13 protein-coding genes are annotated in these 14,437 nt (G+C 38.3%); 6 read left to right on the forward strand and 7 right to left on the reverse strand.

Annotated elements, in window-relative coordinates; translation table 11 throughout:
- The first annotated feature begins 32 nt into the window (after window positions 1-32).
- From CKW03_RS08900 to CKW03_RS08915, 4 genes are read left to right on the forward strand one after another with little or no spacing between them, the layout of a single operon-like run.
- Window positions 33-1,304, forward strand: a complete 1,272-nt coding sequence (locus CKW03_RS08900) for a TolC family protein (protein ID WP_139185428.1) — start codon at window positions 33-35, stop codon at window positions 1,302-1,304.
- A gap of 2 nt (window positions 1,305-1,306) precedes the next feature.
- Window positions 1,307-2,413 carry an efflux RND transporter periplasmic adaptor subunit gene (locus CKW03_RS08905; RefSeq protein ID WP_093095929.1) on the forward strand — a complete coding sequence of 369 codons (1,107 nt, stop codon included), beginning with the start codon at window positions 1,307-1,309 and terminating at the stop codon, window positions 2,411-2,413.
- Between the two features lie 2 nt (window positions 2,414-2,415).
- Window positions 2,416-5,520: an efflux RND transporter permease subunit gene (locus CKW03_RS08910; protein WP_093095931.1), complete on the forward strand. Its 3,105-nt coding sequence runs from the start codon at window positions 2,416-2,418 to the stop codon at window positions 5,518-5,520.
- A 10-nt stretch (window positions 5,521-5,530) separates the two neighbouring features.
- The gene (locus tag CKW03_RS08915; protein ID WP_093095933.1) at window positions 5,531-6,055 is read left to right on the forward strand and encodes a hypothetical protein; all 525 of its coding nucleotides are present in this window, start codon (window positions 5,531-5,533) and stop codon (window positions 6,053-6,055) included.
- A 105-nt stretch (window positions 6,056-6,160) separates the two neighbouring features.
- Here the strand turns inward: CKW03_RS08915 and CKW03_RS08920 are convergent, their stop codons facing one another.
- Window positions 6,161-8,044: an alkaline phosphatase gene (locus tag CKW03_RS08920; protein ID WP_093095935.1), complete on the reverse strand. Its 1,884-nt coding sequence runs from the start codon at window positions 8,042-8,044 to the stop codon at window positions 6,161-6,163.
- Window positions 8,045-8,114: 70 nt separating this feature from the next.
- The gene (locus CKW03_RS08925) at window positions 8,115-8,318 is read right to left on the reverse strand and encodes a SusD/RagB family nutrient-binding outer membrane lipoprotein (protein ID WP_236736447.1); all 204 of its coding nucleotides are present in this window, start codon (window positions 8,316-8,318) and stop codon (window positions 8,115-8,117) included.
- 190 nt (window positions 8,319-8,508) lie between these two features.
- On the opposite strand from CKW03_RS08925, the gene CKW03_RS08930 reads away from it, so the two are divergent.
- Window positions 8,509-9,102 carry an LURP-one-related family protein gene (locus CKW03_RS08930; RefSeq protein ID WP_093095938.1) on the forward strand — a complete coding sequence of 198 codons (594 nt, stop codon included), beginning with the start codon at window positions 8,509-8,511 and terminating at the stop codon, window positions 9,100-9,102.
- Between the two features lie 42 nt (window positions 9,103-9,144).
- On the opposite strand, the gene CKW03_RS08935 is transcribed toward CKW03_RS08930, so the two are convergent.
- From CKW03_RS08935 to CKW03_RS08955, 5 genes are all read right to left on the reverse strand, one after another.
- Window positions 9,145-9,618, reverse strand: coding sequence for a DUF6428 family protein (locus CKW03_RS08935; RefSeq protein ID WP_093095940.1), 474 nt, complete (start codon window positions 9,616-9,618; stop codon window positions 9,145-9,147).
- A 57-nt stretch (window positions 9,619-9,675) separates the two neighbouring features.
- Window positions 9,676-10,005 (reverse strand): ArsR/SmtB family transcription factor, encoded by a 330-nt coding sequence (locus CKW03_RS08940; RefSeq protein ID WP_093095942.1) that lies wholly within the window; start codon window positions 10,003-10,005, stop codon window positions 9,676-9,678.
- 112 nt (window positions 10,006-10,117) lie between these two features.
- On the reverse strand, window positions 10,118-10,621 hold the full coding sequence (locus CKW03_RS08945) for a GNAT family N-acetyltransferase (protein WP_093095944.1): 504 nt from the start codon (window positions 10,619-10,621) through the stop codon (window positions 10,118-10,120).
- A gap of 6 nt (window positions 10,622-10,627) precedes the next feature.
- The gene (locus CKW03_RS08950) at window positions 10,628-11,467 is read right to left on the reverse strand and encodes a prephenate dehydrogenase (protein WP_093095945.1); all 840 of its coding nucleotides are present in this window, start codon (window positions 11,465-11,467) and stop codon (window positions 10,628-10,630) included.
- Between the two features lie 38 nt (window positions 11,468-11,505).
- On the reverse strand, window positions 11,506-12,669 hold the full coding sequence (locus CKW03_RS08955; RefSeq protein WP_093095947.1) for a pyridoxal phosphate-dependent aminotransferase: 1,164 nt from the start codon (window positions 12,667-12,669) through the stop codon (window positions 11,506-11,508).
- A 584-nt stretch (window positions 12,670-13,253) separates the two neighbouring features.
- On the opposite strand from CKW03_RS08955, the gene CKW03_RS08960 reads away from it, so the two are divergent.
- On the forward strand, window positions 13,254-14,309 hold the full coding sequence (locus CKW03_RS08960; protein ID WP_093095949.1) for a LacI family DNA-binding transcriptional regulator: 1,056 nt from the start codon (window positions 13,254-13,256) through the stop codon (window positions 14,307-14,309).
- Window positions 14,310-14,437: the final 128 nt, after the last annotated feature.

Genomic DNA, 14,437 nt, shown 5'->3' on the forward strand with positions numbered 1-14,437 from the left:
TTAAAACTCACCTTAATCTGCAAATTATAGGTTTGCAGAAAAGATTAATGGTGAAGAAATTCTATCTAGTTTTCATATTAAGCAGCCTTGCTGTTATTCTGCAAGCTCAGACTTATTCCCTTAAGGATTTAGAAGCCCAGTTTCTGAAGAACAATTTGCAGTTAATCGCGAACAAGTTTCATATTGATAAAGCGGAAGCCTTGATCGTGCAGGAAAAGTTGTGGGCCAATCCTAACCTTACTGTGGATAATCTAAACCTTTGGGCAAATAGTTCCTTTGAAACCATGCCCAATATGATTGGCAATTTTGGCAGCAAGCAACAGATCAATATGGGTTTGGAACAATTGATCGAGACTGCCGGAAAACGAAAGAAGCGAGTTGCCATAAAAACTTTGGAAAAGACTTCGGCCCAATTGGAGTTTGAAGAAATCCTGAGGCAACTAAAACTAGATCTAAGAACCAATTTTTATAGTCTGCAAAGAATTCAGTTAGAAGAACAACAATTGCATTCCATTTTGGAATTGTTTTCTAAGTTGAATGAACAATATAAAGTCCAAGCTGAAAAGCAGCATGTTTCCCAAGTAAGCTATTTGAGGGTGCATACCGAGTTGGTTGGTATACAGAAGGAGCTCTTGGATTTGAAGAGCCAGAAAAATGAGATCCTCCAACAGTTAAAAACCCTTACACAATTGCCGGATTTGAATGCGGGACAATTATCCTTTGATCAGTTTCAGGTCGAAGAGAAGCCCCTGTTATCTTCTGACCTCAAGGAACAAGCTAAATCCCAAAATATCTATCTGCGCTCGATGGCTAATGAAATTCATCTATCTGAAGGACAATTGAGCTTAGAGAAAGCACAAAGGACTCCAAACTTGAACCTATTGATGAATTATGAGCGTGGGGGAAATGTGATGAGTAATTTCATCGGTATTGGGGTCAATATTGATCTGCCCATTTTCAATAGAAATAAGGGAAATATACAAGCTGCAAAAATACAAGTAGAACAAGGACAGGCTCAGTTAAATGCTGGACAATTGGAGATTGGGAATGAAATCGACAAGTTATTGAATAAACTGGCTTTATATCGGGAGAACTTGACGAATTGGAAAGACAATAATACGGAAGCTCAGCAAAAGGTTCTGGAGAATTATATCAAATATCTAAAGGACCAACAGGTTACTTTAATTGAATTCATTGATTTCTCACAAGCCTTTCGTGAGGCACAGCAAGCCTATCTGGAATTACAGGAAAGTTATTTAATCACATTTGAGCAACTACAGTATGTTGTTGGCCAAGAACTATAATAATGAAAAATATTAAAAGTTTACCCTTAGGTTTAATTACCCTGATTGCATGTTGCACTGGCTGTGGAAGCAGCCAGCAGCAACAAATCGATGTACAGGACAGCACAAAAGCTTTCTGTATCAGTGATCAATTAAAAAAGAGTACAGAGATTATTACGGTCAAGGAAAGCCCCATTGTAGAGCAATTAACCTTGTCTGGGAAGATTGAATATAATGAGAATGACCTGGTGACCTTTAGAAGTTTGTTATTGGGGGTAGTTGATAGGGTCGATTTTGAGCTTGGTGATCAGGTCAAAAAAGGGCAGGTCCTTGCGACGATCAAATCAACGGAAATCCAGAGCTTGTTTCAACAGAAAAATGCACAGCAAAACCAGATCAATCTCTTGGCAAAGCTTTTGGTTACCAAGAAAGATCTCTTGAAAGATGGGATGATCTCGGAACCTGAAATGTTGCAGGTGGAGCATGAGTTGGAAAGTGCCAAGATTGAATTGAAACGCATTAATCAATCCTTGCAGCTCTATCATGCTGTAGGTGAGGGTACATTTCAAATCCTAGCGCCTAAAAATGGATATATCATTCAGAAAGATATCAGTCAAGGACAGATTATCACCCAAGAAAGCGATCCATTGTTTTCTATTTCGAATCTGAAGGAAGTATGGGTGATGTTGAATGTCTATGCGAGTAATCTGAGATTTATCAAAACTGGGGATCAGGTAAAGGTCAGGACCATTGCTTATCCAGACCAGGTTTATACAGGAAAGATTGATAAAATATACAATGTTTTTGATGCCAACGAGCATGTCATGAAGGCTAGGGTGGTTTTGGAAAACCAAAACCTAAACTTGATGCCAGGCTTAAGTGCCGATATCATCATCGACAAGGTCAAATCAGAAGAAACTGCATTAGCTATTCCGAATAAGTCACTTGTATTCAGCAATAATGAGAATTTCATGGTGGTTTACAAAGGAGATTGCCAATTAGAAGCGAAGAAGCTTGATGTCATTTCAAGTAATGAAGAGGTTACTTATGTAAGCAATAAATTAGCCGAGAATGAGAAGGTTATAGGTAGTAATGCTTTGTTGATTTTTGAACAGATTAAGGGATTGTAAGAATGAAGAAGTTTGTTCAGAATATAGTCACCTTTTCATTAAGGAACACCACTTTTATTTTAATTGCAACCTTTGCGCTCCTGTTTGCTGGGATATATGCGTTGAAGCATACCGCGATTGAGGCCTTTCCTGATGTTACCAATACTAGGGCAAGGATTATCATCCAATGGCCAGGTCGAAGTGCAGAGGAGGTCGAGAAGTTGGTGACTTTGCCAATCTCCAAGGAGATGAACAGCATTCCGAGGAAGTCTAATATCCGTTCGATTTCCTTGTTTGGTCTCTCCGTTGTCACTGTTCAGTTTGATGATGGGGTTGATGACTTTTATGCACAACAATATGTTTCGAATAAATTGGCAGGCATCGATCTTCCTGAAGGTACTGAAATTGAGGTCGAACCTCCTTCCGGTGCTACCGGGGAGATCTTCAGGTACATTATTAAAAGTGATCTGCCCATTAAAGAAATCTCTGCTATCCAAGATTGGGTGATTGAGAGGGAGCTTCTATCTGTACCGGGTGTTGCCAACGTGATCAGTTTTGGAGGAGAGGAGAAAATTTATGAAATCAAGATCAATCCAACGGAATTAAAGAATTTCAGTTTGACTCCGCTTGATGTGTATGAGGCGGTGTCAAAATCCAATATCAATGTGGGTGGAGATGTTATCCAACAAGGCGATCAGGCTTATGTGGTTCGGGGTGTTGGATTATTGGACAAGATCGAAGATATAGGAAATATTACAGTCAAATTAAATGGCTCTACACCTGTTTTGATAAAAAACGTTGCAGAAGTTGTAGTTTCCAATAAACCAAGGTTGGGTCGCGTAGGATACAATGATCAAGAAGATGTTGTAGAAGGGATCGTTGTAATGTTGAGAGGGGAGAACCCTTCCGAGGTTATTGGATTGCTAAAGGAGAAGATTGAAGAGTTAAATTCCAGGACATTACCTGATAATGTAAAGATCGAAACAGCCGTTGACCGAACTAAATTAGTCGACAGTACCGTGAAGACAGTGTCTAAAAACATTGTAGAAGGTGTTTTATTGGTGTCGCTGATCGTATTTATTTTCCTTTACAATTGGAAATCCACCTTTATTGTGGCTTCCGTTATTCCACTTTCATTTTTATTTGCCATAATAATGCTGAAGATCCAGGGGCTGCCAGCGAATTTGATTTCAATGGGCTCTTTGGATTTCGGTTTATTATTGGAGGGAACCTTGGTGATCGTGGAAACGGTATTTGTCGCTTTAGCGACCCTGTCGCATAAGGTAGGTCCAGAGCGGTTCGCTAAGATGTCCAAGATGGGGGTCATCAAGAAAAGTGCAGGAAGCGTTGCATCCTATATTTTCTTTGCATTAATGATTCTGATTGTTGCCTTATTGCCCATTTTCTCTTTCCAAAAGGTAGAAGGCAAAATGTTTACCCCATTAGCCTTTACCTTAGGCTATGCATTGTTAGGTTCTTTGATATTGAGTTTGACCTATGTTCCAGCGATGTGTAAATTGCTTTTTACAAAGGGTATGGAAGAGAAGGAAAACATAGTGACAAGATTCTTCCACAGATCCATTTATGGCCTTTATAGCTATGCTTTAAAATTCAAGAAATTAACTCTAATCCTATTTGTTGGTATCCTAGCGCTATGTTCTATAAAATTCATGAATTACGGTTCTGAATTTCTACCGCAATTAAATGAGGGTGCAATCTATATTAGAGCTACTTTACCCAACAGCATTAATCTGGACGAATCTAGCAGATTGACCAAAGAGATGAAGAAATTGATGGTTGAAACCAGTCTTGAAATTGATTTTATCTTAACCCAGACGGGGAGGCCTAATGATGGAACAGACCCTACAGGATTTTTTAATATTGAGTTCAATGTGCAATTGACCGAACAGAATACTTGGAAACGAGGATTGAATAAGGAGGAGATCATTGAAGAGCTAAGAGAGAAATTGAATCAGTATCCAGGGATTAACTTCGGATTTAGTCAACCAATCCAAGATAACGTAGAGGAATATGTAGCAGGGGTTAAGAGTTCTTTGGTAATCAAGATTTTTGGTGATGATCTATATCAATTGGAAGACTATGCGAACCAAGTTTCAGATGCGATAGGAAAGGTCCGGGGGATAACTGATATCAATGTTTACAAGAACATCGGATTGCCTGAATTGCGGATCCAACTCCATGATTCTAAAATGGCAAAGTACGGCATTTTTACCAAAGATGTTCAGGCAGTAATTGCGATGACCATCGGTGGGCAGGCTGCAACCAAGTTTTATGAAAAAGACAGGCAGTTTGATGTGGTGCTGCGTTTCAATAAAGAATATCGAGATACACCAGAGAAAATAGGGAATATCTTGATTCCGACCAGCACAGGGGAAAACATCCCATTGCAGGAAATTGCCAGTATCGGTTATGTGACTGGACCAGCATTTATCTATCGCGAGGGAAATAGCCGCTATATCGGTATTGGTTTTAGCATTTCAGGAAGGGATTTGGGAAGTACGATTGAAGAGGCCAAAGAAGTGGTAGCTAGTTCCATAAAACTCCCAAAAGAGAACTATATGGAATGGGCAGGTGAATTTGAGAGTAAGGAACGTGCAACCAAGCAATTGATGACGGTTATTCCTATCTCCTTGGTTTTGATTCTCATATTGCTTTATAGCAATTTTGGAAACATGAAAGATACAGCCATTGCTGCCATAACCATTCCATTTGCATTTATCGGAGGATTCCTTTCCTTATGGATCACAGGCACCATCTTTGGGATTTCTGCCGGTATAGGATTGATTATCCTGTTCGGTGTAAATACGATCAATGGTATCATCTTGATTGCCGTAATGAAAGAGTACCTGAAGAAGAAGCCTCTCAAAGAAGCTATTGACCAAGGAGTGAAAAGTAGGATCAGATCCATTGTGATGATTGCCTTAATGGGTTCCATGGGATTATTGCCAGCAGCCCTTTCGAGTGGAATGGGATCGGAGATACAGAAACCATTAGCGATTATGATCGTTGGAGGGTTGTTGATCTGTTTGATTCTATCCTTTGCAGTATTGCCAGTGGTGTTTTATTATGCGTATAGAAAGGATAAAATTTTAGCGAAGAATAGTTAACTTTGCAGGCATGAAGAAAAAGGCTAATGAAACCAATAAAAAGGTAGAGTTTTCCAGACCTGTAGAGAAACATTTTTACGAATTGGATCAAACTTATGGAACAGGAAACTATGCAATATATGCCATATCTTTGTTTTTGGCCTTCTTCGGGATCATGGGCTTAATCTGGATGATTCCTTTTCCGCAGTTAGACTTTCTGGTGAAGATGAATGCCCATACCTTTTTGAACTGGGGATCATTTTTTATTGCTATCGTAATCTATTGCTATTTGAAACTAGCTCCTACATTGTCTTATGCGGTATTATTCACGATTGGGATCATGAGTTATTTCATAGTTCAATTGGAATATGTAGAACGTGACGGTGGACCAACAGTGATCTTGGTATGTAGTATCATTGCCATCATCGGATTGCTAGGGCTTTTCGTGAGCAGCAATAAAGTGAAAAAAGGAAATGCTTCATTCTTGAAGCTATTGACGATTGGGCCGATTTGGATGTGGTCTAAAGTATTTGACAGATTGAAATGGAAATATTAATCCGAATTCTTTGAAGAGATAAGAGAAATATAAATAATAAAAGGCTAGTCTGCATTGGTTGAGTTTCCAATTAAGACTAGCCTTTTTTAATGCTTGAAAGACCGACTAGTTTAGCCCTTTTAATTCATAAATAATTTTTGCGATATCCGTGTTATCCAAAAACCCTTGAAAGCGTTCAGCAGCAGGTCCAAAAGCCATCAAAGGAACTGGTATTCCAGTATGGTCATTAGTAGCAAAATTCGCCAATACTCTTCCAGTTTTAGGATCAGCATCTAGGATAATCATTCCTCCAGTTTCATGTTCCGAAGTGACGATGACTAAAGTTTCCTGGTCTTTCTCTGCAAACTCCAGCGCTTGACCAACTAATCTATCGAAACTCAAGTATTCGGTAATGGAGAATCCAGTGGAATTGCTATGTCCGCCACCATCAATCTTAGCTCCCTCAATCATTAAAAAGAAACCTTTGTTGTTTCCTTTTTTCAGGAAATCAATCGAAGGTTCTAAGGCATGTTCGATAAAGCGATATGAAGTTTTGATTTCCGATTGCTCCTTGTCCAATTTATTCCATTTATGGTCAACTTGATCTTCTTGGAATACCAATAGTTGCTTAGCTGAACTTCTTTTAACGGTTTCCAAAGAAGTTCCTATTTCAAAACCTTTAGATCTTAACTTTTTAATCAATGAACTGTCTTGTTTTGTAAAAGATTGGTTAGAGCCACCGATAAATAAGTTCAACGTACTGGTTTGGATATCGTTTGCAATACTATCCGAAAGGTCCCTTTCGTTGACATGAGTGAAAAAAGCAGAAGGAGTGGCACCTGTGATATCATCATTGGAAACAATACCAGTACGCATTCCAATGCTGTTTAAGCGATCAGGTAGATTCGCCACTTTATTGCCAAGGCTATCCACGCCGATGTATCTGTTTTTTGTTTTGTGTCCAGTGGCAATGGCACTACCTCCAGCCGCTGAATCCGTATGGTAATTGTCAGTAGGCTGTGTTTTAAGATAACCTGTATAAGGCATGTTGAGGACATTCAAATTACCTCTGTTTGCCATGGCAGCCGCCCAGAGTTGGGATAGTCCAGCACCATCACTGATCAAAAGTATAATGTTTTTTGGCTTTAAGCCAGTTTTGAAGTCCCCTTTAATCTGATAGGGCGAATAAGGAGAGTTTTCTTGATAAGCTGTTTTCGGTTCATTGACCAGGAACTCACTTAACTCGAATGGTTTGTCTGTATTGATAAAATCTATCCCTATTTTTTGCCATTCATACCAAGTAGTTTTGGTATCTGGTGCCGCCCAAAATCTGATTTTCTTTCCCAAGTTGTGTACTGAATCAACTTTAGATTTAACCTTTTGCAAATCCTTGTCAGTTAATCGACCAAGGCCATTCCATTTTGATAAAGAGCCAAAACTAGCGCTCACCAATCCTATTCTTGCAAGTTCTTTTTGATTGTATTTTTCATTCAAAGTTCCATCGAAAAAGAAGATTTCATCGTATTTATGGAAATCTGCAGGCTTAGGACGGTTCCCACTTATCACAAGCTTGACCGCCTTAGGATTATTTTTGCTGTCAAAAAGTTCACGATGCGGTTTTAACAACTTTGTAAGGTGTTCCAATATGGGGGCACCCTCAGTTTTAGGGTCAATCAATAATTGCAATTGACCTTTGTTAGGGAACAGGTATCCATCAGTACTATGTTTATAAGCATCAAGGATGGGTTCTAAGTATAGTTTGGTAAAGGTCCTATCCTTTGTAATATCTTCAGGGTCATGGGCAACAAAAAGCTCTCCATCTTTTAAGAATAAATCTGCCTCAATTGATCCAAAACCTAAGCCATAAGCTTGGTTAAAAGGATTGTTTCGAGTATAGTCGTTATGGGAATGGGCATTTGGAAGAAATGCGATTGGTTTAACTTGGGCGAAGGAATTGAAGTTTGAAAACAAACAGATTCCAATACTAAGGGTAATTATTAATTTCTTCATAAGGTTGATTACAGTAATTCTTCCTATCTAATAATTATTAGATAGGAAGAGTAATTATTAAAAATAAGCATTATGGTTGAAACCAAACTTTCACATTTTGATTAGGCATTTTTCCACCCATATTTGCATTGACCCAATCCAATAGGCTTGGATTATTTTGTTCATTGTCTGAATAAACATAACGAACGGGAATATTTGCAAGTATAGATGGTCCCGGTTTTATCGTTGGAATCCCAGTACGACGCCAAGAAGCCCAGCCTTCAAAACCGTTCAAAAAGCTAATTTATTGTTTGTTGAACCCCAATTTTAAATCTGGAATCCAAAAACCTTTTCAAAAATATACAGGTGATGTTATCGGATTATTACTTATTAATTAGGTTTAGGTGAAGTAAACATTTAGTCTATTAAGAAAATGTGAAATATGGTCATATTCAAATATCAATTCTATTCCATATTTTTATTTTATGAAAGACTTACAATATCCTTTACATTTCCAATTTCGTGTTACGAGTCTCGCGAATGATTTCTCGGCGAAGGATGCCAATGGCAACAGCATTTACTATGTCCGAGAGAAAATTTTCTCTTGGCGCGATCATATCATGGTTTATAGGGATGAAAGCAAGGCTGAGTTGCTGTATGAGCTCCGTTCGAACAAGCTCATCGATTTTCAGCAAACCTTCACGATCTCTGACCGTACCGGAAAGGTAATTGGAAAGGTGAGGAGGAAGTCAATCAAATCCCTTTGGCGCTCTACATTTAATCTGATGGATTCAAATGATGTACAAGACCATACCATCAAGGAAAAGAACCCTTGGGTAAAGTTTTGGGATGGCCTTTTCGGAGAGCTTCCATTGATCGGGATACTTTCTGGCTATGTTTTCAATCCAGCTTATATCCTGCGAAATGACCGGGATGAACCGGTCTTTGAAATTGTAAAGGAACCTTCCTTCTTTGGACGTAAATTCACCGTAAATAAACTTACCCAGCAGGAGGTCGATGATGAACGATTTGTCCTCAGTTTGATGCTGATGGTCCTAATAGAAAGAAGGAATGGTTAATCGCCATTCCTTCCTTTTTTTTGTTCCTTAAAAATATTGGTCTTAGCAGCAACCCGAACCAGGAACGCAGCAAGAACCCTCAATTACAGTCAGGTCAGCCAAGTTTACCTTTTGTTTTGTTGGAGGAATACCGCATGCATCCTCAGCTAAGCAAGCAGTTTGCTTATTCTTCAGGATAAATTGCTTTCCGTTGAAATCCAAATCATACTTTCCGATGGTTTCTGCCTGATATTCTACTTCAATTTCCCCATCTTCGATCAGAAGCTTTTCTTCCGATAATTTGATGATGTCCAATAATTTGGCTGGTTTTAGACGATGGTCGAAATCGTCGGCACTCCACAACTGAAAATTGACCACTTTCTCATTACGGATAGTTCCACCACAGTCAATGAAATTCTTATGGATGCTTCCGACTTCAGTGACATGGAAATGTTCAGGAACTTGGACTCCATTTTCTAATTGAAACTCCACATTGTCCAGTGTGGGAAGGATTTCTTTTATTTCTGATAGTTTCATAATATTTGTTTTTACTTATATATCGTAATATTGCGATGCTTAAGGGTAAAAAAAATGCTAACAGCATTTTTCATTTTTAAAAGGTTTTTCAAAGAAATGATGGATTACATTTTGAAGCTCGTTCCATACCGTTTCATTGATACAATAGCATACACTCTTTCCTTCTATGCTACCCTGAATGATATCTACGCTTTTGAGCTCTTTCAGATGCTGCGATATGGTGGCTTGTGCCAATCCCAGCTCATCCACTAAATCATTGCAGATACAGCCCCTTTGCTTCACGATATGCTGAAGTATAGCAATCCTTGCTGGATGCCCCAAAACCTTAAAGTAATTGGCCAGCTTGTTTTGTTCCTCTGTAAAGATCTCACTCTTAGTAATTCCCATATCAAACCTCTGTATCGCAATATTACGATATTATATTTTTGAAATGAAATAAACATAAAAAAAATCCCCTACTTTTTACTGTAAGGGATTCAAATTCAGTTTGATAATTTGATTATCTCTTGTCTTTATAAATGGCGTAAGTAAATTTCATACTGCCATTTTCCTCAAATTCATTCTCTTTTACTGCATTGATTTTTTCCAAAGCTCTTTGAGAACGCGTATTTTCAGATGCGACATGGAAAATTACTTTGTCCATTTTTTCAAAGGCGAAATCCATCATCAGGTTTTTAACAGACTGGTTGTATTCTCCACCCCAATATTCCTTGGCCAGAAAGGTATAGCCAATCGCAATTGATTTTTCATTTCTATCATAATGATAGAATGAAGTGGCACCAATAACTTGTTCAGTTTTGTTGTCAATGATCAAATAGGGGATATCAGTATCAATCAGTTTTTGAAAATATCTGGTAAAACCCACCGGGGTGTACCGATTGCTGTCTGGATGTTGCGCCCAGATTTCTGGATCAGATGCAGCAGCAAATACCCATTCAAAATCATTCTTGATCATGGGGATTAATTTTACCAAATCGTTGCTTAAGGTTTTTCTTTCCAACATAAGCTCTTATTTAATGATACGTTTAATTTTATTGGATTTCTTGATCCATTTATGGACTGCATCATAATCTTCGTTCTCAATCTTTTCGTAGATATGCTGCAGTTGTTTGATATGTTCCTCCAAAACTTCCAGCACATTGGTCCTGTTTTGCTTGAAGATTGGGGTCCACATATCAGGAGATGATTTCGCTAGACGTACGGTCGATTGGAAACCTGATCCAGCGAGTTCAAAGATTCTACCTTGTGATTTTTCCTTTTCAAGGACGGTCAGCGCCAAGGCAAAGGAAGTCAAGTGGGAGATATGCGACACATAAGCTGTATGCATATCATGCTCTTCAGCAGTCATGAAAGAAGTTTTCATTTCCAACTGTTCCGTTACGCTGTCTGCCAATTCAAATGCATCTTCATCCGAGCGGAAGGCTTCTACATAAACCATCATCTTATCCTTGAATAAATTCGGGATAGCTGCTTCAGGACCAGAATATTCAGTACCAGCCATAGGGTGGGCAGCAACGTATCTGCCTCGGTTAGGATGGTCTTTGATCAGATTCAGGATATTCGATTTGGTCGAACCCATATCAATGATTACCTGGTCTGTGGCTATATCCAATAACTTTGGCAGCAAGACCATGATGGCGTCAACAGGAACAGTCAATACAATTACTTTACAGGATTTTAAAGCCTGATCTAAAGTTTGGATTTCATCCACCAAGCCCAATTGAAGGGCTTTTTTCTGATTTGCCTCGCTTTTTTCTACTCCGATGATCTTATCGAAGAGTGTGGTTTCTTTAAGTCGGATACCGATGGAACCACCGATCAAACCTATTCCGACGATTGCTATATTCATTTCAAATTCTTCAAAAATTAATAAAAAGGGTCTAAGATCTAGACTAATGCTTTTTTGATTCGCTCAATAGCACTTTCATAAACCTCGATTTTTGCACATAGGCTGATGCGGATAAATTGCTCACCTTCAGAACCGAATATCCCTCCAGGAGTGATAAAGACATGTGCTTTATACAGAATATCATCACAAAGCTGATAGGAGTTCTCAAACCCTTCCGGAATCCGTGCCCAAACAAATAGGCCAACTTGGTTTCTGTCGTATGTACAGCCCAAAAGATCCATGATTTCAAAAACTTTCTCACGTCTCAGCTTATATTCTTGGTTCAGTTGCGTGTACCATTCTTTATCTAAACTCAGCGCTTTTGCAGCAGCCAATTGAAGCGGCAGGAACATCCCAGAGTCCATATTGCTCTTGAACCTCATGATCTGTCCGATCCTGTTTTCATTCGCGATCAGCATGCCGATACGCCAACCTGCCATATTAGAGGACTTACTAAGCGAGTTAAGCTCAATTGCCACATCCAATGCACCTGGCACCTCCATGATACTTTGCGGATGCTCATTCAGGATAAAACTGTATGGGTTGTCATGACAAATCAGGATTTGGTGTTTCTTTCCAAATTCAATGATTCTTTCAAAGAAAGCACGGTCTGCTAATGAACCAGTAGGCATATGCGGGTAATTGATCCACATCAGTTTAACCCGACTTAGATCTCTTGATTCAAGTTCTTCGAAATCAGGTAACCAATTATTCTCAGCCTTTAAGTTATAGGTTACCGGAGTCGCTCCAGTGATGGTTACCGCACTTGAATAGGCAGGATAGCCTGGATTAGGGATCAAAGCCTCATCAGCTTCTTGCAGGTAAGTCATGCAAATATGGACGATCCCTTCCTTAGAACCAATTAATGGAAGGATTTCTGTATTAGGATTTAGTGAAACGCGATAATATCGAGCATACCAATCCGCCATGGCAGTTCTAAGGGCAGGAGCGCCTTTATAACTTTGATAGCCATGAGTGGTTGATAATGCGGCCTGCTCCTGAAGTGTCTTTATCACTTCGGGATGAGGAGGCAAGTCAGGACTGCCGATGCCAAGGTTGATTACCTGCGCACCGTTCCTGTTCATCTCATCGATCTCTCTCAACTTCTTCGAAAAGTAGTATTCTTCAGTTCGTTGAAGTCGTTTCGCTACTTCTATTTCCATTATTTAATTTAATTTGGCGATAAAATTATAAAATCTTAATGGTTTTATTTCAATTATGATAAATAATAAAGCTACTTTATGAATAATTAATGACTGTTTTTCATTAAAAGCAAAAGTATTTTAAACATCCACTTTTTTTAAATCTTTTTTAATTTTATTCAATGCTCCAAAAGCATAAACTTAAAGCCGAATAAACCTCTGGATCTCAATTGAAAAATAATTATTAGGAAAATGCGAACTTACTTAATTTTTTTAACCCAAAGAAAGTCAGCTTGTTTGCTGTATTCCTAATCAATATACATTTAATTACTTTAAGTAAGTTTCCTTCATTTTTCTTCTTCAGATTTCAGCATTTTCTATCATCTGATGCTTTCATCCCATTATTTAATGTTTACTTAACCTAGTCAAGTTAGACCAAAATTTTTGTTAAGTATCGGTTTACCCTTGATTTTAATATGTAAAAACCTGTTCATTGAAAATTAATTTAAAAGAAAATAATAATTAAAGATATAAAAGTGTATTTTCGTTTAAATGATAGTGTAATACAACAAAGAGTAAAAAATTTTCTTTAATTATCTAGACGCATGAAAGTATCTGAATTATCTGGTGTAAAAGAGATTGCTCGCAGAGCAAATGTTTCCATAGCCACAGTCGATAGAGTCCTTCACAATCGAACCGGCGTAGCGCAAAAAACTAAGGAAAAGATATTGTCCATAATCAAAGAAATGGATTATAAGCCAAACATTTTAGCTAAGAGATTAGCATCAAAAAGAGTGTACAAGTTTGGTATCCTGATTCCCAAAGAATGTTCGGAAGCAGATCAATGGAATGCTCCAGTGTCAGGTATAAAGGAGGCACTTTCTGAATTCGGGGATTTTGGTGTGGATTTACGCTACTATTTCTTTGATATGGAAGACCGCTTGAGTTTTATAGAACAGAGTGAAGAGCTTTTGAACAAACATATTGACGGGGTAATTGTAGCTCCCATCTTTATCAATGAAACCAGGGAATTTGCCGCCAAATGTGTTGAGCGTCGAATTCAGTTTGTCTTTATTGAATCCCAAATTCCCAAAGTACACCCATTAAGTTATATTGGCCAAGATCTGATCCAGTCCGGAAGGGTAGTGGGGCACCTCTGTCAATATCTCATTAAGCCCAAGGACGAAATCTTAGTGGTTAATGTGGTGCGTGAGAAAGATTCCATCCAGCATTTGGAGGAAAAGATCCGTGGTTTTGAGCAATACTTTTTGGACAGCCAATACAATTGCTCTATTGATAGCTTCAATATTGAAATCAATGAAAATGACGAGTTTTCGGTATTCATGGACGATTACCTACTGAATAAGGACCCTAAACTTATTTATGTAACCAATTCAAGGGCATATATCGTTGCAAATTATCTCAAAAGCAGAGGCCTAGACCATATCAAATTGGTTGGTAATGGTTATCATACCAAGAACATTGAATTCCTGAAAGATGGCATCATAGATTTCTTGATCTGCCAGAAACCTTTGGAACAAGGTTATAAAGCCTTTTTAGCCTTGTACGAGTTCTTTATTGCAAAAAGAAAGGTCGTGAAGTTACAATATATGCCAATAGACATTGTCACCCGCGAGAACTTTCAATATTATGAAAACTAAATCTTATTGATTCAAGGAGAATTATTCGCTGTAATATTGTGAGCTTAATGGTTAGAAAGAATGTTTTTGTCATCTCTATTTTTGACATTTGTTTGCAACAATTCATTCCCATTAGGATAGGAAAACCG

The organism is Sphingobacterium mizutaii (assembly GCF_900187125.1).
In the GTDB taxonomy this organism is placed as follows: domain Bacteria; phylum Bacteroidota; class Bacteroidia; order Sphingobacteriales; family Sphingobacteriaceae; genus Sphingobacterium; species Sphingobacterium mizutaii.